We start from the raw sequence: 16,658 nt of genomic DNA on the forward strand, positions 1-16,658 counted from the left end.
GGGATCGCCTCCCGCGGCTCCCGGCACGATCCCCGCCAGCGGCGTCCCCACCCGCGCGCCTGTCGTAAGGAGTCCCCCTGTGTTCGTCGACCTGCCGCTCGACCAGCTTCGCGCCTACCTCCCGGAACGGGACGACCCCGCCGACTTCGACGACTTCTGGGAGCGGACCCTGCGCGAGGCCCGTACGTTCGACCTCGCGGCCACCTTCACGCCCCACGACGCCCACCTCGCGCGCGTGGACGTGTACGACGTGACCTTCGCCGGGTTCGGCGGGCACCCGATCAAGGGGTGGCTGCTCACCCCCGCCTCGCCGGACGGGCCGCTGCCCTGCGTCGTCGAGTACATCGGCTACAACGGCGGGCGGGGCCTGCCGCACGACTGGCTGCTGTGGCCGTCCGCCGGATACGCGGTGTTCGTGATGGACACCCGGGGCCAGGGCGGCGGCTGGCGGCAGGGGGACACGCCCGACCCGGCCCCCGGGACCGGCCCCGAGACCGCCGGGAAGCTGACCCGCGGCGTGCTCGACCGCGACGGGTACTACTACCGGCGCCTCTACACCGACGTGGTGCGCGCAGTCGAGGCGGCCCGGGCGCACCCCGCCGTGGACGCGGAGCGCATCGCGGTCTCGGGCGCCAGCCAGGGCGGCGGCATGGCCCTGGCCGCGGCCGCGCTCGCACCCGAGATCTCCTACGCCTTCGTCGACGTGCCGTTCATGTGCCACATCCGGCGCGCCGTCGAGGTCACCGACGCCCTGCCGTACGGGGAGTTGAGCCGGTTCTGCGCGGTCAACCGGGAGCGGGTCGAGGACGTCTTCGCCACCCTGGCCTACTTCGACGGGACGAACTTCGCGGCCAGGGCGACGGTGCCCGCCCGGTTTTCCGTGGGGCTGCGCGACGAGGTCACCCCGGCCTCGACCGTCTTCGCCGCCTACAACCACTACGCCGGTCCCAAGGACATCTCGGTCTGGCCGTTCAACGGGCACGAGGGCGGCCAGTCGGTGCAGGACCTGGAGCACCTGAAGATCGCCAGGAAGATCTTCGGCTGACCTCGCATCGGCCCGACGACGGCGCGCGGAGGCCCGCGGCGGGCCTCCGCCACCGGACACGTACGGCGGGGGAGTGCCGGGACGCGCCCGGTCGCGCGGACCGACTACGCTGGTTCCGCATCGCCCGACAACCCTGAAAGAGATCATGAAGACCTTCGAAGAGCTGTACGCCGAGCTGTCGGAGAAGGCGCGCACCCGGCCCTCGGGCTCGGGCACCGTGGCCGCGCTGGACGCCGGGGTCCATGCCATCGGGAAGAAGGTCGTCGAGGAGGCCGCCGAGAGCTGGATGGCCGCCGAGCACGAGTCCACGGAGCGAGCCGCGGAGGAGATCTCCCAGCTCCTCTACCACGTGCAGGTCCTCATGCTGGCGCGCGGCATCGGACTCGACGAGGTCTACAAGCATCTCTAGGCCGCCGCAGGCGGCCGAAACGCGTCCAATGACCTCGTCATCCGCGTCCCGAAGGGGTTCCGTCACACCATGCTGCGTCTTGCCGTACCGAACAAGGGCGCGCTCGCCGAAGCCGCCCAGATCATCCTGAAAGAGGCGGGGTACCGCCCGCGCACCGACAGCAAGGAGCTCGTGGTCGTCGACCCCGAGAACTCCTGCGAGCTGTTCTTCCTGCGTCCCCGCGACATCGCCGTCTACGTCGGCGAGGGCACGCTCGACGCCGGCATCACCGGCCGCGACATGCTCTTCGACTCCGGCGCGCCGGCCGAGGAGGTCGTGCCGCTGGGCTTCGGCCGGTCCACGTTCCGCTTCGCCGCGCCCCCCGGACGGTACGGCAGCGTCACCGACCTGGCCGGCCTGCGGATCGCCACCTCCTACGCCGGTCTGCTCGGCAAGTACCTCGCCGAGGAGGGCGTCGACGCGCGGGTCATCAAGCTCGACGGCGCGGTCGAGACGGCGATACGGCTCGGCGTCGCCGACGCGGTCGCCGACGTGGTCGAGACCGGCACGACGCTCCGCAACGTCGGCCTGGAGGTCTTCGGGGAGCCCATCGCCCACTCCGAGGCCGTGCTCATCAAGCGGACCGGCGCCACCGAGACGAACGGTTTCCAGCAGCTCATCCGGCGGCTCCAGGGCGTTCTGGTCGCCCGCGACTACGTGATGATGGACTACGACATCCGCGTCGAGCGGATCGACGACGCCATCGCGATCACGCCCGGCGTCGAGGGCCCGACGGTGTCGCCGCTGCACCGCGAGGGCTGGGTCGCCGTACGCGCCATGGTGCCGCGCAAGGGCCACCAGCAGATCATGGACCAGCTCTGGGAGATCGGCGCCAAGGCCATCCTGGTCACGGCCATCTACGCCTGCCGCCTCTGACGCCCGCCGCCGGTCTCGGCGAGCCTCCCGGAGCCGCTGGACGGCTCCGGGATCAGCGCCGGTGGTCGTACAGGAGGCCGGACCGGTTCAGGTAGTCGACCAGCGGTCCGGTTGAGGCCAGCCGGCCCTTTCGCCGCGCCTCGCTCACCGTCCGGCCGAGCTCGCGCAGCTTCTTGCGCACCTTCTCGGGCTTGCCGTCCGCGAGCTTCTCCCGCATCTCCTCGATCTTGTGGCGTACCTTCTCGGCCGTGTCGGAGTCGATGCCGCCCTGCTGCTCCTGGGCGGCCAGCGCGCTCGCGAGCCCGGCCAGCCACGCCTGGGGGCCGTTCACGGTCCTGGTGGGCGACGGAGACGGAGCCGGCGGCGTCGGGGTGACCGACCGGGTCGGTTTCGGGGTGGCGGACGGGCTCCGCCGTACGGGCGCGGGCGCCGTCGCGGCACTGGTGGGAGCCGCCGCGGCGGCGTCGGGCGTGGACGTCGAGGACGGCCAGACCAGCCACGCCACGGCCAGGACGGGGACGGCCGCGCCGGCCGCGATCATCGCCCCCTTGCGCCGGGACGTCCCGCCGCGCTTCGGGCGTCCGGAGCCTCCGGACGACCACGGCCCCGGCGTGACGGACGTCTGCGCCGTCGGGCCGCCGTGCGGGTAGGCGACATGTTCGCCGTATCCGGACGTGGGCGGCCAGGCGGCCGTGTGCCCGGTGTGCCCATGCGCGGGCGCCCCGCCGCCCTGATAGGCCTGTGGAGGCCGGCCGGACGCCGCGCCGCCGCCCTCGAAGAGCCCGGCGCCGGTCATGTCGAGCATCGCCGTGTCGCCGGCCCGCGCCGGGCCGGGAGGCGGGGGCGGGGCGTTCCGGGTCCGGGCGATCACCTCTCCGGCCGTCGGCCGGGCGCTCGGCTCCTTCTCCAGCAGCGCCAGCACCAGCGCCTCCAGGTCCGCCGGGAGCTCCGGACGGAAGCGGCGCGGCGGCGGGGGCGGCTGCTGGATGTGCTGGAAGACCAGCTCGGCCGACGACCCGGCGAACGGCGGGTGGCCGCACAGCAGCTCGTACCACACACAGCCGAGGGCGTACATGTCGCTGGCCGCGTCACCGGGGCGTCCCATGATCTGCTCGGGCGACAGGTACGCGGCGGTGCCGACGATCATGCCGACGGCGGTGAGCCGCCCCGCCGCCTCGTCCGCCAGCCGGGCGATGCCGAAGTCGACCACCTTGACCTGGCCGCTGTCGGTCAGGTGCAGGTTGGCGGGCTTGATGTCGCGGTGCACGACCCCGGCCCGATGCGCGGCGTCCAAAGCGACGGCCACCTGCCCGACCAGGTGGCGGACCTCGTCCACCCCCAGCGGCCCCCGCGCGGCCAGCTCCTCGGCCAGGCTCCGGCCCGAGAGCAGCTCCATCACGAGGAACGGCCGCCCCCCGTGCTCGCCCACGTCGTACACGCTGACGACGTTGGGGTGGACCACCCGCGCGGCGGTGCGCGCTTCCTGGGCGAACCGGGCCCGCATGGACGGATCGGACCCCTCGGCCGCGAAGACCTTGACCGCCACCGGCAGGTCGCGGACCAGGTCGTGCCCGCGCCACACCTCGGCCATCCCGCCCCGGCCGATCGGCGCGTCCAGGCGGTAGCGGTCGCCGAGCACGGAGGAGACTCCCACCCAGCCGTTCACCGCAACCCCCTACACATCAGCGTCAAAGGATGACGAACACCCTAACGGAGGGATCAAGTGGACCGGGCCCGCTCGGCCCCGCCCCCGGTCGCCGCCTGTCCGGTCCCCGGACAGGGCAGGTGCACAAGCGCGCTTCTCTGACAAATGTCATAGAGAAAGCCGGAGGTATGGAACTGCGGCGCGCCGCGGCACGCCGCCTAGCATCGGTGCGTGAACGCCATCTCCTTCTCCCAGGTCACACGGGCCTACGGGGACGTACTCGCGGTGGACGGGCTCGATCTCGACATCCCCGCGGGCCGTACGGTCGCCCTGCTGGGGCCGAACGGCGCCGGCAAGTCCACCTCGATCAACATGCTGCTCGGCCTGCTCCGCCCCACCAGCGGCCAGATCAGGATCTTCGGGGAGACCCCCGAACGGGCCATCGCCCGCGGGGATGTCGGCGCCATGCTCCAGGAGGGGACGCTGATCCCCGAACTGACCGTCGCCGAGACCGTCGGCTTCGTCCGGAGCCTCTACCCCGACCCCCTTCCCCTCGACGAGATCCTGCGCATGGCCGATCTCACCGACCTGGCCGGACGCAGGGCCGGACGGCTGTCCGGCGGACAGACCCAGCGGGTACGGTTCGCGCTGGCCATCGCGGGCGCTCCCCGGCTCCTCATCCTCGACGAGCCCACCGCCGCCATGGACGTCGAGTCCCGCCGCGCCTTCTGGGACAACATCCGGGCGTACGCGGCGCAGGGGCGCACGGTCCTGTTCGCCACCCACTACCTGGAGGAGGCCGACGAGAACTCCGACAGGGTCGTCGTCATCGCACGCGGCCGGATCGTCGCCGACGGGACGGCCGCCGAGATCAAGTCCGGGGTCGGAGGCCAGGCGGTGAGCTTCACGATGGGCACGCAGTCCGTCGCCGGCCTCGACACGCTGCCCGGCGTCATCGGGGTCGAGATCACATCGGGCCGTGCCGTACTCAGGACGAGCGACCCCGACGCCACCGTCGACGCGCTCTACCGCAAGACCACCCTCGACGTGCGCGGCCTCGAGATCGCCGGGGCCGATCTCGAGGACGCCTTCCTCGCACTGACCCAGGAGTCCTGATGGTGAAGCACATCAAGATCGAAGCGCTGCGGATGCTGCGCAACAAGCGCTACGCCGTCTTCGTCGTGGCGTTCCCCCTCGGCTTCTACCTGCTCTACTCCAACCTGTGGGGTGACCAGGTGGACGAGACCACCGGGGTGAAGGCCAGCGTGATCCTGATGGTCTCCATGGGCGCGTACGGCGCGCTGGCCTCGTCCATCATGTCCACGGCGGTCCCCTGGGCGCAGGAGCGGGAGAGCGGCTGGCTGCGCCAGCTCCAGATCACGCCGCTGCCCAGCTGGTCGTTCATCGTGACCAAGCTGATCGTGTCCATGCTGCTCACCCTGCCCGCGCTCCTGCTCGTCGGCTTGGCGGCCGTCCTCACGCAGGGCGTCTCGCTTCCGCCGGGGGAGTGGGCCGGGCTCGTCGTCGCGATGTGGCTCGGCGTGATCCCGTTCGCCGCGCTCGGCCTGACCATCGGCTCGCTGACGCGTCCCGACACGGCCCAGCCGCTCGCCATGATCGGCATGTTCGGGCTCGCGCTGCTCGGAGGTCTCTGGATCCCCCTCGACATCATGCCGGAGACCATGCGGACGATCGCCAAGGTGCTTCCCTCGAACGACTACGCCACGATCGGCTGGCGGATCGTCGCGGGAGAGGCGCCGCCCGCCTCGGCGGTCCTCGGCATCCTCGGGTGGGGCGTCGCTCTGGTCGCGTTCGCCATCTTCGCCTTCCGGCGGGCTACAGTCCGGGCATGACCGGCAGGCTGGAGCGCGTCTTCACGTTCGGCAGGACGAGGGGGCGGGGGTCGCGGCTGCGGCGCCTGATGGGCATCTCGTTCGGCTTCATGTACCTCGCCTACCCGGTGTCCGACATCGTGACCGGTCAGGTCTCCGGCGCGGAGGCGGTCTGGCAGAGCGTCGCCCTCGGGGTGTTCGTGGTGACCTACGTCGCCGCCGTCCTCAGCCCGGGGGAGCACGGCGAGCGCGGCAGGCGGACGGTCGCGCTGATGGCCCTGGCGACGCTGATGGCGGTGGTGTTCCCGCTCGTCTTCCGGGGCGGGTGGACCGCGTTGCCGATCTACGTCACCGTGATGCTCTCCATGGCGCTGCCCCCGCGGCCCGCACTGGGGGCGATGGCGGCGATGGCCCTGGTCGTCCTCGTCGACTGCCTGGTCGCGGGAGCCGAGATCGGCACCGTGCTGCTGCTCGTGATGCAGGTGTGGACCCTCGGCATCCTGTTCGCCAGCGTCCGCAACACGCGCATGCTCATCGTCCAGCTCGAGGACGCGCAGCGGGAGGTCGCCCGGCTGGCGGCGAGCGACGAGCGGCTCCGAATCGCGCGAGACCTGCACGACCTGCTCGGACACAGCCTGTCGCTGATCGTGCTGAAAAGCGAGCTGGCCGGTCGGCTGGCCGAGCAGGGGTCCGGCCGCGTCGCAGGGGAGGTCGCCGACATCGAGTCCGTGGCGCGGCAGGCGCTCGTCGAGGTGCGCGAGGCCGTCACCGGGTACCGGCAGCGCGGATTCTCCGAGGAACTCGACGGCGCGCGCTCCGCGCTCGGCGCCGCGGGCCTGACCGTGACCGTCCGCGTCTCCGGCACGCCGCTGCCCGGCGGCCTCGACGGCCTCTTCGGCTGGGCCGTGCGCGAGGCCGCCACCAACGTCGTACGGCACGCCCGCGCCACCCGCTGCAAGATCACCGTCGCCAACGACGGGACCCGTGCCACGCTCGATGTCACCGATGACGGCGTCGCCGGGCCGTACGAGCCGGGGAGCGGCCTGCGCGGCCTCGCGGAACGGGTCCGCGCGGAGGGAGGCGCGATGGAGGCCGGGCCGTCGCCGGGCGGATTCCGGCTGCGGATCGCCGTGCCCGCTCCGCACGCGGCGGACGAGGACAGCGCTTGCGACACCGGCGTCCCCGCCGTTTAGGCTCGGGCACATGATCCGCGTCATCCTCGCCGAGGACCAGGCGATGGTCAGGGGAGCGCTGGCGTCGCTGCTGGACCTGGAGCCCGACATCGAGGTCGTGGGGGAGGCGGCCACCGGAGAGGAGGCGGTCGCCGTCGTGGAGCGCCTCGAGCCCGACGTCGCCCTCCTGGACATCGAGATGCCCGTGCTGGACGGCATCGCCGCCGCCGCGCGGATCCGCGCGCGGACGCCCGGGTGCCGGGTGGTGATCCTGACGACCTTCGGACGGCCGGGATACCTGCGCCAGGCCATGGAGGCGGGCGCCTACGGGTTCCTCGTCAAGGACAGCCCGGCGCGTGAGCTGGCGGTCGCGATCCGGCGGGTGCTCGGCGGCGAGCGGGTGATCGATCCCGGCCTGGCCGCCGCCGCTCTCAGCGCGGGACCGAACCCCCTCTCGCGCCGGGAACGCGACGTCCTTGTCGCGGCCGCGGACGGCTCCACGATCGTGGACATCGCCCGCGCGCTGCATCTTTCCGAGGGCACGGTACGCAACTACCTCTCCTCGGCGATCCAGAAGACCGGCGCGCGCAACCGCATCGAGGCCGTACAGCGGTCGCGGCTTCAGGGCTGGCTCTGACCTCCGGCCGCGCGGCCCGGGTCAGCGGGCGGACCGCAGGCCGGCCACGTTGCGGATGAGGTCGCCGACGCGGACGATGCCCATACAGCGGCCGACCTCGTCGACCACCACCAGATCGTCGTAGACCCGGGACGCGTCACGGCCGGCGAGCTGCATCGCCGCGATCGCGGGCGTCGTCCTGGGCACCGTCCTCGGGGCGTCCGCGATGCGCCTGGCCGGCTTCTTGGCGTGCAGTGCGTGGCCGTACGCGCCGGCCATGAAGAGCAGGAAGCGGCTCCGGTCGGCGCTCCCCACCGGCCGCTGGTACTCGTCCACCAGGATGACGCTGCTGATCGACGGCTCGGAGCCGAACGCTCCGACCACCTCCTCCGCGGTCGCCTCGGCGGACAGCGTCACGCCGGGGAGCAGCAGCTCCTGGACCCGCGGTCCGAGCAGCGCCCCCGGGTGCACGGTGTCCGGCACGGGAAGCGGGACGCGCACCCGGACCCGCCCCGCCGACGGCTTCCAGTCGATCGGTGCGAGCAGCGGGCCCTGCGCCAGCCGGATGCCCCACCCGCGCGTCGCGGAGAGTTGCGCCTCGTCCCGCAGGCCGGGGGCGAGCACGTGCACGCCGAGGGAGCGTGCCACCCCGACGAGCGACTCGGCGAGCGCGCTGCGGCGCGGGTCGCGCGGCACGCGGTCCACCAGGTCGCGCGCCAGCACCACCACGTACGGCGAGGCGTCGGCGAGCAGGTCGAGGGGCAGCGGCGCGCTGCCGAGCCCGCCGAAGGCGATGAGGTATCCGGCCGCCCGCAGGCCGTCGATGCCGGCGAGCAGGGCGCGCCGGTCGGCCTCCGGGACCTCTCCCTCGATCACCAGGATCAGCTCGCGCGACCTGCGGCCCGACACGCGCACCGCCTCGTGCAGCGGGGCCAGGCCGGCGGAGCCGCCGATCACCGCGCGGGCCGGGATCGGCAGCACGAGCGGGAGCAGGGCCGCCGCCCGTGACGCGGCGAGCAGGCCCCGCACCGTGCCGGAGACGTCGGACGGCGGGAGCCCCGGCACGTCGCCCGCGTTCACCTCCACCGCGACGACGCCGCCGGTGTCGAGGTCCACGATCGGCACGAAGACCGGGGTGGGCGGATGGCCGGGAGCCCGCGGGTGGGCGCCGGAGGAGCCGGGCGCGGGTGCGTCCGGGGCGGCCTGGGCGGGTGGCGCCGCGAAGGGGAGGGGGACCGACACGGGTTGAATTGTGCTGCCCCGATACCTGTGATCGGCAGGACGGGAAGCGAAGTTCATCCACTTTTCCCCTGCTGTTCTGTGGGGATATATCGCCGCAGGTCCGGCACGTCATCGGGCGACCCGACCCGCCCTTCGGAGCCGCCGGAACGCTCCCCGCCGCGCCCCCTGAACGCCCGCCAGCTAACCTCTGGTCTCATGACGGCACGACCGGCCGCGGGCGGGGGCAGATGGGTGACCGTGGCCCCCGAGCGCGTCGAGCGCTGGGCGGGCGGTTTCGCGGCCCGGCACGGCGGCGCCGAGGCGACCGCGACCCCCGGTCTCGTACGGCTGACCGCCGCCGACGGCGCGGTGGCCGAACTGCACGTCCCGTTCCCGCCCCTGACGCTGGGAGAGGCCCCCGGACACCCGCTTCCGGGAGAAGGCCCGGAGCGGGCCGCCGGACAGGTGGCGGCGCTCGCCGCGCACGCGCGCCGCGACCGCCTGGTCGGCGTCCTGCTCGTACGGCTCGGCGGCTATGCGGCGGGCGTGTTCGACGGGGAGCGGCTGGTGACCTCCAAGGTCGGCTCCCGGCAGGTTCACGGCCGCAGCGCGGCGGGAGGGTGGTCGCAGCAGCGGTTCGCCCGGCGCAGGGAGAAGCAGTCGGCCGAGGCGCTGGAGGCGGCGGCCGACGTCGCCGCGCGCGTGCTGCTGCCGTACGCCGACGAGCTGGAGGCGGTCGTGCTCGGCGGGGACCGGCGGACGATCGACGGCGTGCGCCGCGACCGGCGGCTGGCCCCGTTGCTGGCCCTGGAGCGGCCGCCGTTCCTCACGGTGCCCGATCCCCGGCTGGCCGTCCTCAGGGAGGCGCCGGCGACGTTCCGCGCGGTCCGGGTCCGCGTCGTCGGCTGAACCGGTACAGCCCGGCGGCCGGTGGGAGCCGCCGCGGATCTCGCGGTCCCGGGAGGAGCGGTGCACAGGCCGTACACTGGGCGCTATGCGCGCTCCCGACTAGATCATCTCCCCGAGTTCGCACGGCCCCGCTCTCGCACCCTTCCGGGCGTCCGTGCGACCACGCGCCGGTCCTGACCCCACCACACGGGATGTTCCCCTGATCATGATCATTGCTACTGATATCGAGCTGCGCGCCGGGTCCCGGCTGCTCATCGAGGGCGCCTCGTTCCGGGTGAACCCGGGCGACAAGATCGGCCTGGTCGGCCGCAACGGCGCCGGCAAGACCACCCTGACCAAGGTGCTCGCGGGCGAGGGCATCCCCGCCGTCGGCTCCGTCACGGCCACCGGCAGCGTCGGCTACCTCCCGCAGGACCCCCGCTCGGGCGACCTGACCACCCTCGCCCGCGACCGCATCCTGTCCGCCCGCGGGCTGGACGAGGTGCTGCGCGATCTGCGCGCCGCCGAGCAGGGCATGGCCGCCGACGACTCGCGCGTCCGCGACCGGGCCGTCCGCGCGTACGGCCGGCTGGAGGACCGGCTGCACGTCCTCGGCGGGTACGCGGCCGAGTCGGAGGCCGCCTCCATCGCCTCCAGCCTCGGCCTGCCCGACCGGGTGCTCGCGCAGCCCCTGGAGACCCTCTCAGGAGGGCAGCGCCGCCGGGTCGAGCTGGCCCGGATTCTCTTCAGCGGAGCGGAGACTCTCCTGCTTGACGAGCCGACAAACCACCTCGATGCCGACTCGATCGGGTGGCTTCGTGATTTTTTGCGATCCCACCAGGGCGGCTTGGTGATCATCAGCCACGATGTCAACCTACTTGAAGCGACGGTAAACCGGGTTCTGCACCTGGACGCCAACCGCTGCGTGATCGACACCTACAACGTCGGCTGGAAGGCCTACCTCGCCCAGCGCGAGACCGACGAGAAGCGTCGCAAGCGCGAGCGGGCCAACGCGGAGAAGCAGGCGTCGGTACTGCTGGCCCAGGCCGACCGGATGCGGGCCAAGGCCACCAAGGCCAAGGCCGCGCAGGACATGGAGCGCCGCGCCCGCCGGATGCTGGCGGGGGTGGAGGGCGAGCGGCGCAGCGACCGGGTCGCCAAGCTGCGCTTCCCCGAGCCCGCCCCCTGCGGCAAGACCCCGCTCACCGCCACCGGGCTGTCGAAGTCGTACGGCTCGCTGGAGGTCTTCACCGATGTGGACGCCGCCGTGGACCGCGGCTCCCGGGTGGTCATCCTGGGCCTCAACGGCGCGGGCAAGACCACGCTGCTGCGCCTGCTCGGGGGCCTGGAGCAGCCCGACACCGGCGAGGTGCGGCCCGGCCACGGCCTCAAGCTGGGCTACTACGCCCAGGAGCACGAGACGCTCGACCCCGACCGCACGGTCCTGGAGAACATGCGTTCGGCCGGCCCCGACCTGGCCGACGTGGACCTGCGCAAGGTGCTCGGCTCGTTCCTGTTCACCGGCGACGACGTGGACAAGCCCGCGGGCGTCCTGTCCGGCGGGGAGAAGACGCGGCTCGCCCTGGCGACGCTGGTGCTGTCGAGCGCCAACGTGCTGCTGCTCGACGAGCCCACGAACAACCTCGATCCGGCCTCGCGGGAGCAGGTCCTGTCGGCGTTGCGTTCGTACGCGGGCGCGATCGTGCTCGTCACGCACGACGAGGGGGCCGTCGACGCACTTCAGCCCGACCGGGTGATCCTCTTGCCCGACGGGGTAGAGGACGCGTGGAGTGACGAATTTTCCGATCTTGTGGCCCTCGCCTGATCTTAATTTGAGCGGGTAGGGATCTTTTCCGGCTGAGTAGGTAGCCGATCCCGCGGAAATGACTGATCATGGCCTGAGTAACGCTGCGGAAGTCTGGCACTACAGGAGGTACTCGTGGCCGAGACTCTGAAGAAGGGCACCCGGGTGACCGGGGCCGACCGTGAAAAGCTGGCCAGCGATCTCAAGAAGCGGTACGCCGCGGGTGAGAGCATCCGTGCGCTGGCCGCTTCCACCGGCCGGTCCTACGGGTTCATCCACCGCATCCTGAGCGAGTCCGGAGTGGCTCTGCGCGGGCGCGGCGGGGCGACCCGAGGGAAGTCCAAGCGCTAGAGATCCGCCTCGCGGGCGCGCGACCGCAGCCGCACGTTCCAGACGTCGTACGGTCCCGCCAAGAGCCATCAGAACGATATTCGGTAGGCTCGGGCGGGACCGCGGAGAAGACGGACGCAGGAGCTGTGGATGGCGGACGCGACACTTGGGGGGAGCACGGAGGCGATCTCGGCGACTGAGCTCGCGGAGATCGGTCTGCGCTGTGAGGTGGACGGCGAGATCGCGACCATCACCCTTGACCGGCCGGAACGGCGTAACGCCCAGACGTTCGCCACCTGGTCGGCACTGGCCCGGATCGGGGAGAGTCTCCCCGGCCAGGTACGGGTGGTCGTGATCCGTGGTGAGGGGCCGTCCTTCTCAGCGGGCATCGACCTGCGGATGTTCACGCCCGAGGGGGTGCCCGGGCAGGGATCCTTCGGCACGGTCGCCAGGCTCGACGACGCGGCCTTCGAGCAGGCGGTCGCCGAGGCCCAGCGCGGTTTCCTGTGGCTTCGCCGGCCTGACATCGTCTCCATCGCCGCCGTCCAGGGCCACGCGATCGGGGCCGGGTTCCAGCTCGCGCTCTCCTGCGACCTGCGGGTCGTCGCGGAGGACGTGAAGTTCTGCATGAAGGAGCCGGCGCTCGGGCTGGTCCCCGATCTCACCGGCACCAAGCCGCTCGTCGACATCGTGGGCGTCTCCCGGGCGATCGAGATCTGCCTGACCGCGCGCACCGTCGGCGCCGAGGAGGCGTACCGGCTCGGCCTGGCCGAGCTGGTGGTCCCCGGCGAGGAGCTGCCGGCGGCCGTACGGGACCTCGCGGCGGCGCTGCTCGCCACGAACCGGGACGCCGCGACCGCGACCAAGCGGCTGCTTCGGGCCGCTCCGGGGCGAACCCTGGAGGAGCAGGCCGCCGCCGAGCGCGCCGAGCAGGCGCTCCGCATCCGAGCCCTGTTCGCCTCCAGCTGACGCCGGGAATCGGCGGTATCCTCCCCGGTGCTTCACAAGCGGGAGGATGAGCGTGGCGATGATGGGTGGGGGCTACGGCCCCCAGGTGATGCGGTCTCTCCGGCGTGACAGCTCGGTGACCAAGGAACGGCTCGCGCCCGGCACCGTCCGGCGCATCGCGGGGTACGCCCGGCCGTTCAAGCGGCAGATCGGCGGCTTCCTCGCGCTGGTGGTGGTCGGCGCGTTGATCGTGGTCGCCAACCCGCTGCTGATGAAGTCGGTCATCGACGACGGCATCGTGCCGCGCCGGGTCGACGTCGTGGTCTGGCTGGCCGTCGGCATCGCGGCGCTCGCCGTGGTCGACGCGCTGATCGGCCTGGGCCAGCGGTGGTTCTCGGCCCGCATCGGCGAGGGCCTGATCTACAACCTCCGCACCGAGGTCTTCGACCACGTCCAGCGCATGCCGGTGGCGTTCTTCATGCGGGCGCAGACGGGTGCGCTGGTGTCCCGGCTCAACACCGACGTCATCGGCGCGCAGCGGGCGCTCACCAGCACCCTGTCGTCCGTGGTCTCCAACGTCGTCAGCCTGGTCGTGGTGCTCGGCGCCATGCTGGCGTTGTCCTGGCAGATCACCCTGGTCGCCCTCGTCCTGCTGCCGATCTTCATCTTCCCGGCGAAATGGGTCGGGCGCCGCATGTCGGCCCTCACCCGCGAGCAGATGCAGCTCGACGCCGAGATGAGCTCGATGATGACCGAGCGGTTCAACGTCGCCGGCGCCATGGTGGCCAAGCTGTACGGCAGGCCCGATGACGAGGCGGTCCACTTCGCCGGGCGGGCCGGACGGGTGCGCGACGTCGGCGTGGTCGTCGCGATGTACGGCGCGGTCTTCCGGATCGCGCTCGGCCTGGTCGCCGCGCTCGCCACCGCGCTCGTCTACGGGCTCGGCGGCACCCTCGCCGTGAACGGCGCCTTCGAGCTGGGCACGCTGGTCGCCCTCGCCGCCCTGCTGATGCGGCTGTACGGCCCGCTCACCAGCCTGTCGAACGTCCACGTCGACGTGATGACCGCGCTGGTCAGCTTCGACCGCGTCTTCGAGGTGCTCGACCTGAAGCCCATGGTCGCGCAGGCGCCCGACGCCCGCCCCGTCCCGGCCGGGCCGGTGACGATCGAGTTCGACGACGTCCACTTCCGCTACCCGGCGGCGTCCGAGGTGTCGCTGGCCTCGCTCGAATCCGTCGCCCGGCCGGACACCGGCCCGTCGCAGCCGGTGCTGAACGGGGTGTCGTTCACCGCGCGGCCCGGGGAGCTGGTCGCCCTGGTCGGCCACTCCGGCGCGGGCAAGACCACGATCACGTCGCTGGTCTCCCGCCTCTACGACGTGAACGAGGGCGCCGTCCGGCTCAACGGACGCGACGTCAGGGACGCCACCATGGACAGCATCAGGGACACGGTCGGCGTCGTCATGCAGGACTCGCACCTGTTCCACGACACGATCGGCAACAACCTGCGCTACGCCCGGCCGGAGGCGACCGACGAGGAGATCTGGGAGGCGCTGCGGGCGGCGCAGATCGGCGACCTCGTGAGCGCGCTCCCCGAGGGGCTGGACACGGTCGTCGGCGACCGCGGGTACCGGCTCTCCGGCGGCGAGAAGCAACGGGTCGCGCTGGCCAGGCTGCTGCTCAAGGCCCCCAGCGTCGTCGTGCTGGACGAGGCCACCGCCCACCTCGACTCCGAGTCCGAGGCGGCGGTGCAGACGGCGCTGAAGATCGCGCTCGCCGGCCGTACCTCGCTCGTGATCGCGCACCGGCTTTCCACGATCAGGGAGGCCGACACGATCCTGGTGATTCAGGACGGCCAGGTCGTCGAGCGGGGCGGCCACGACGAGCTGCTCGCCCGCGACGGCGCCTACGCCGAGCTCTACCGGACCCAGTTCACAGGTAGCCCAGACGCGTGAGCTCCTCGCGCGCCACCTTCTCGGCCAGCGCGAGATCGGTGGCGGACAGCCGCGCCCGCCACGCCCCGGCAGGCGAGGGCGCCGTGCCGTACAGGGCGACCGAGGAGAGCGGGGCGGAGAGGAACTCCGACGTCGCCGCCACGGCCTCGCCCGGCTCGGCCAGCACGTCCTCGTAGCGGAGCGTCAGCAACTGCTCACGCGGCAGCTCCCTGCGCAGGGTCGCGTTGAGCCGTACGGCGGCCCGCCAGCGCAGGGCGCACTTGCCCGCGGCGGGCATCTTCAGCCAGCGCTCCCGATGCTCGGCCGACCGCACACCGAGGAAGGCGCTGGGGAACTCGGCGTCCTCGCTGAGCATGTGGGGGCGGAACCAGGCCATGCACGCGGGGTCGGCCAGCATGTCGGCGACCACGTCCCGGCCGTCCCTGATGACCTGGACGAACCTGGCGTCGGGGAACGCCTGGAGCAGCACCGGCGCGCTGTAGAGCAGGTCGGGCCCGGCGTCGCCGAACACCGCGGGCGCCGGGTCCCGCACGCACGGGCCGTCCCCGACGACGCCGCTCGCCTCCCGGCAGGCGGCGGGGCACCCGGCGCAGGCGTCCGGGCCGATCCGCCACGCCTCCGCCAGCGCGTCCCTGATCACGCTCGGCGCGCCGCCGCTGCGCGCGATCGACGGCCGGCGCGCGAACGCGTAGACGACGCGGGCGACGGCGGGGCGGCCCATCGTCACGTGGAAGCCGGCGGAACGTTTCAGCACGCGGGCCAGCAGGTCGGCCCCGGAATGCGGAGCGCCGAGCACGAACACCGGACGATGGACCTTGACGCCGTTGACAACCAGGATGTGTGTCGGAGGTCGCATAGGTACGGCTAGTCTGACACCCTTTGCGAGGTGAACGAACGCAGCGACACCAGGTCGCGTCGTGGCTGAACGTCCGCGCCGGCTGCGTCCCGGTGACACCGTCGCCGTAGTGGCCCCGTCCGGCCCGGTGGATCCCGAGCGGCTGGAACGCGGCACCGGCGTTCTCCGCGGGCTCGGCCTCGACGTGATCGTCGGTTCGCGGGCGCTCGGCAGTCAGGGGTTCCTCGCCGGGCCCGACTCCGCCCGGGTCGCCGACCTCCAGGCCGCCTGGTGCGATCCGCAGGTGTCCGCGGTGATCTGCGCCAGAGGCGGCTACGGCGCCACCCGGCTGCTCGGGGCGCTGGACTGGGACGCGATGCGCGCCGCCGGGCCGAAGATCCTGCTCGGGTCGAGCGACGTCACCGCGCTCCACCGGGCGTTCGCCGCGGAGCTCGGCGTCGCGACGCTCTTCGGCCCGATGCCCGCCTGCTCCCTCCTCGGCGTCCCGGAGGGCCCCGAGCCGGAGACGCTGGCCCGGCTGCGCGCGGCGCTGTTCGCGGGCGAGCGGCCCGAGCCCGTCCACGGGGACCGCGTCCTCCTCCAGGGCCGGGCCGAGGGCCCGCTGGGCGGCGGTAACCTCAGCCTGCTCGCCGCCCTCTGCGGCACGCCGTACGGCTTCCGCGCGGACGGCCACATCGTCGTCCTGGAGGACGTGGGGGAGGCGCCGTACCGGATCGACCGGATGCTGACGCAGCTCCTGCAGACGGGCGTCCTGGACGGCGCGGCGGGGTTCGCGCTCGGGTCGTGGACGCACTGCGGGGACCCGGACGAGGTGCTCGACGTCGTGGCCGAGCGGCTGGCCCCGCTCGGGGTCCCGATGGTCGCCGGCCTCCCCATCGGCCACGGCTCACCACAATTCAGTGTGTGGATGGAGGCGGATGGGGTTATTGATACGCAATCGTGTTCTCTGACCGGCCTTTTCCGCGATCCGGAGAGGGCACCCTGAAACGCGCCCGGAAAAATCCTGGCGCGGCTGGAGGGATG

General features: G+C 72.7%; 16 protein-coding genes. 13 read left to right on the top strand and 3 right to left on the bottom strand.

Translation table 11 applies throughout. The annotated features are described in order from the left end of the window. The first annotated feature begins 79 nt into the window (after window positions 1-79). The 3 genes from AWQ68_RS07785 to hisG all read left to right on the top strand — a co-directional run bounded on the left by AWQ68_RS07785 (window position 80) and on the right by hisG (window position 2,369). The gene (locus AWQ68_RS07785) at window positions 80-1,045 is read left to right on the top strand and encodes an acetylxylan esterase (protein ID WP_066936949.1); all 966 of its coding nucleotides are present in this window, start codon (window positions 80-82) and stop codon (window positions 1,043-1,045) included. 145 nt (window positions 1,046-1,190) lie between these two features. Next, entirely contained in the window at window positions 1,191-1,454 is a 264-nt protein-coding gene (locus AWQ68_RS07790; protein ID WP_066936954.1) for a phosphoribosyl-ATP diphosphatase, read from the top strand. A gap of 69 nt (window positions 1,455-1,523) precedes the next feature. Continuing rightward, entirely contained in the window at window positions 1,524-2,369 is an 846-nt protein-coding gene (gene hisG / locus AWQ68_RS07795; protein ID WP_066936957.1) for an ATP phosphoribosyltransferase, read from the top strand. A 52-nt stretch (window positions 2,370-2,421) separates the two neighbouring features. Here hisG and AWQ68_RS07800 read toward each other — a convergent pair whose 3' ends face one another. Further along, window positions 2,422-4,035, bottom strand: coding sequence for a serine/threonine-protein kinase (locus AWQ68_RS07800; RefSeq protein WP_066936959.1), 1,614 nt, complete (start codon window positions 4,033-4,035; stop codon window positions 2,422-2,424). 210 nt (window positions 4,036-4,245) lie between these two features. Here AWQ68_RS07800 and AWQ68_RS07805 point away from each other — a divergent pair, with 210 nt between their 5' ends. Genes AWQ68_RS07805 through AWQ68_RS07820 form a run of 4 tightly spaced genes read left to right on the top strand, consistent with a single transcriptional unit; the run spans window position 4,246 to window position 7,655 of the window. Beyond that, complete coding sequence (locus tag AWQ68_RS07805) at window positions 4,246-5,130, top strand: ABC transporter ATP-binding protein (RefSeq protein WP_084463757.1); 885 nt, start codon at window positions 4,246-4,248, stop codon at window positions 5,128-5,130. Continuing rightward, window positions 5,130-5,867 carry an ABC transporter permease gene (locus AWQ68_RS07810; protein ID WP_066936961.1) on the top strand — a complete coding sequence of 246 codons (738 nt, stop codon included), beginning with the start codon at window positions 5,130-5,132 and terminating at the stop codon, window positions 5,865-5,867. The genes AWQ68_RS07805 and AWQ68_RS07810 overlap by 1 nt, the downstream gene beginning before the upstream one ends. Next, window positions 5,864-7,039, top strand: a complete 1,176-nt coding sequence (locus AWQ68_RS07815) for a sensor histidine kinase (RefSeq protein WP_084463758.1) — start codon at window positions 5,864-5,866, stop codon at window positions 7,037-7,039. Before AWQ68_RS07810 ends, AWQ68_RS07815 begins: the two co-directional genes overlap by 4 nt. Before the next feature lie 10 nt (window positions 7,040-7,049). After that, window positions 7,050-7,655 (top strand): response regulator transcription factor, encoded by a 606-nt coding sequence (locus tag AWQ68_RS07820; RefSeq protein ID WP_066936968.1) that lies wholly within the window; start codon window positions 7,050-7,052, stop codon window positions 7,653-7,655. Between the two features lie 21 nt (window positions 7,656-7,676). Here the strand turns inward: AWQ68_RS07820 and AWQ68_RS07825 are convergent, their stop codons facing one another. Further along, a complete protein-coding gene (locus AWQ68_RS07825) occupies window positions 7,677-8,876 on the bottom strand; it encodes an EAL domain-containing protein (RefSeq protein WP_245655798.1) in 1,200 nt (399 codons plus the stop codon). A 195-nt stretch (window positions 8,877-9,071) separates the two neighbouring features. Between AWQ68_RS07825 and AWQ68_RS07830 the strand changes: the two genes are divergently transcribed. The 5 genes from AWQ68_RS07830 to AWQ68_RS07850 all read left to right on the top strand — a co-directional run bounded on the left by AWQ68_RS07830 (window position 9,072) and on the right by AWQ68_RS07850 (window position 14,779). Continuing rightward, a complete protein-coding gene (locus tag AWQ68_RS07830; RefSeq protein WP_066936971.1) occupies window positions 9,072-9,764 on the top strand; it encodes an acVLRF1 family peptidyl-tRNA hydrolase in 693 nt (230 codons plus the stop codon). Window positions 9,765-9,969: 205 nt separating this feature from the next. Beyond that, entirely contained in the window at window positions 9,970-11,568 is a 1,599-nt protein-coding gene (locus AWQ68_RS07835; protein WP_066936974.1) for an ABC-F family ATP-binding cassette domain-containing protein, read from the top strand. A gap of 114 nt (window positions 11,569-11,682) precedes the next feature. Further along, a complete protein-coding gene (locus AWQ68_RS07840) occupies window positions 11,683-11,898 on the top strand; it encodes a helix-turn-helix domain-containing protein (RefSeq protein WP_061255603.1) in 216 nt (71 codons plus the stop codon). A 129-nt stretch (window positions 11,899-12,027) separates the two neighbouring features. Then, complete coding sequence (locus AWQ68_RS07845) at window positions 12,028-12,846, top strand: enoyl-CoA hydratase/isomerase family protein (RefSeq protein ID WP_066936977.1); 819 nt, start codon at window positions 12,028-12,030, stop codon at window positions 12,844-12,846. Window positions 12,847-12,898: 52 nt separating this feature from the next. Further along, window positions 12,899-14,779 (top strand): ABC transporter ATP-binding protein, encoded by a 1,881-nt coding sequence (locus tag AWQ68_RS07850; protein WP_084463760.1) that lies wholly within the window; start codon window positions 12,899-12,901, stop codon window positions 14,777-14,779. Here AWQ68_RS07850 and AWQ68_RS07855 read toward each other — a convergent pair. Beyond that, complete coding sequence (locus AWQ68_RS07855) at window positions 14,757-15,635, bottom strand: sulfotransferase (protein WP_066936983.1); 879 nt, start codon at window positions 15,633-15,635, stop codon at window positions 14,757-14,759. The two genes, AWQ68_RS07850 and AWQ68_RS07855, sit on opposite strands and share 23 nt — an antisense overlap. Before the next feature lie 61 nt (window positions 15,636-15,696). On the opposite strand from AWQ68_RS07855, the gene AWQ68_RS07860 reads away from it, so the two are divergent. After that, complete coding sequence (locus tag AWQ68_RS07860; protein WP_066936986.1) at window positions 15,697-16,620, top strand: S66 peptidase family protein; 924 nt, start codon at window positions 15,697-15,699, stop codon at window positions 16,618-16,620. Window positions 16,621-16,658 lie beyond the last annotated feature (38 nt).

Origin of the sequence: Microtetraspora fusca (assembly GCF_001570365.1) — a bacterium.
Classification (GTDB): Bacteria; Actinomycetota; Actinomycetes; order Streptosporangiales; family Streptosporangiaceae; genus Microtetraspora; species Microtetraspora fusca.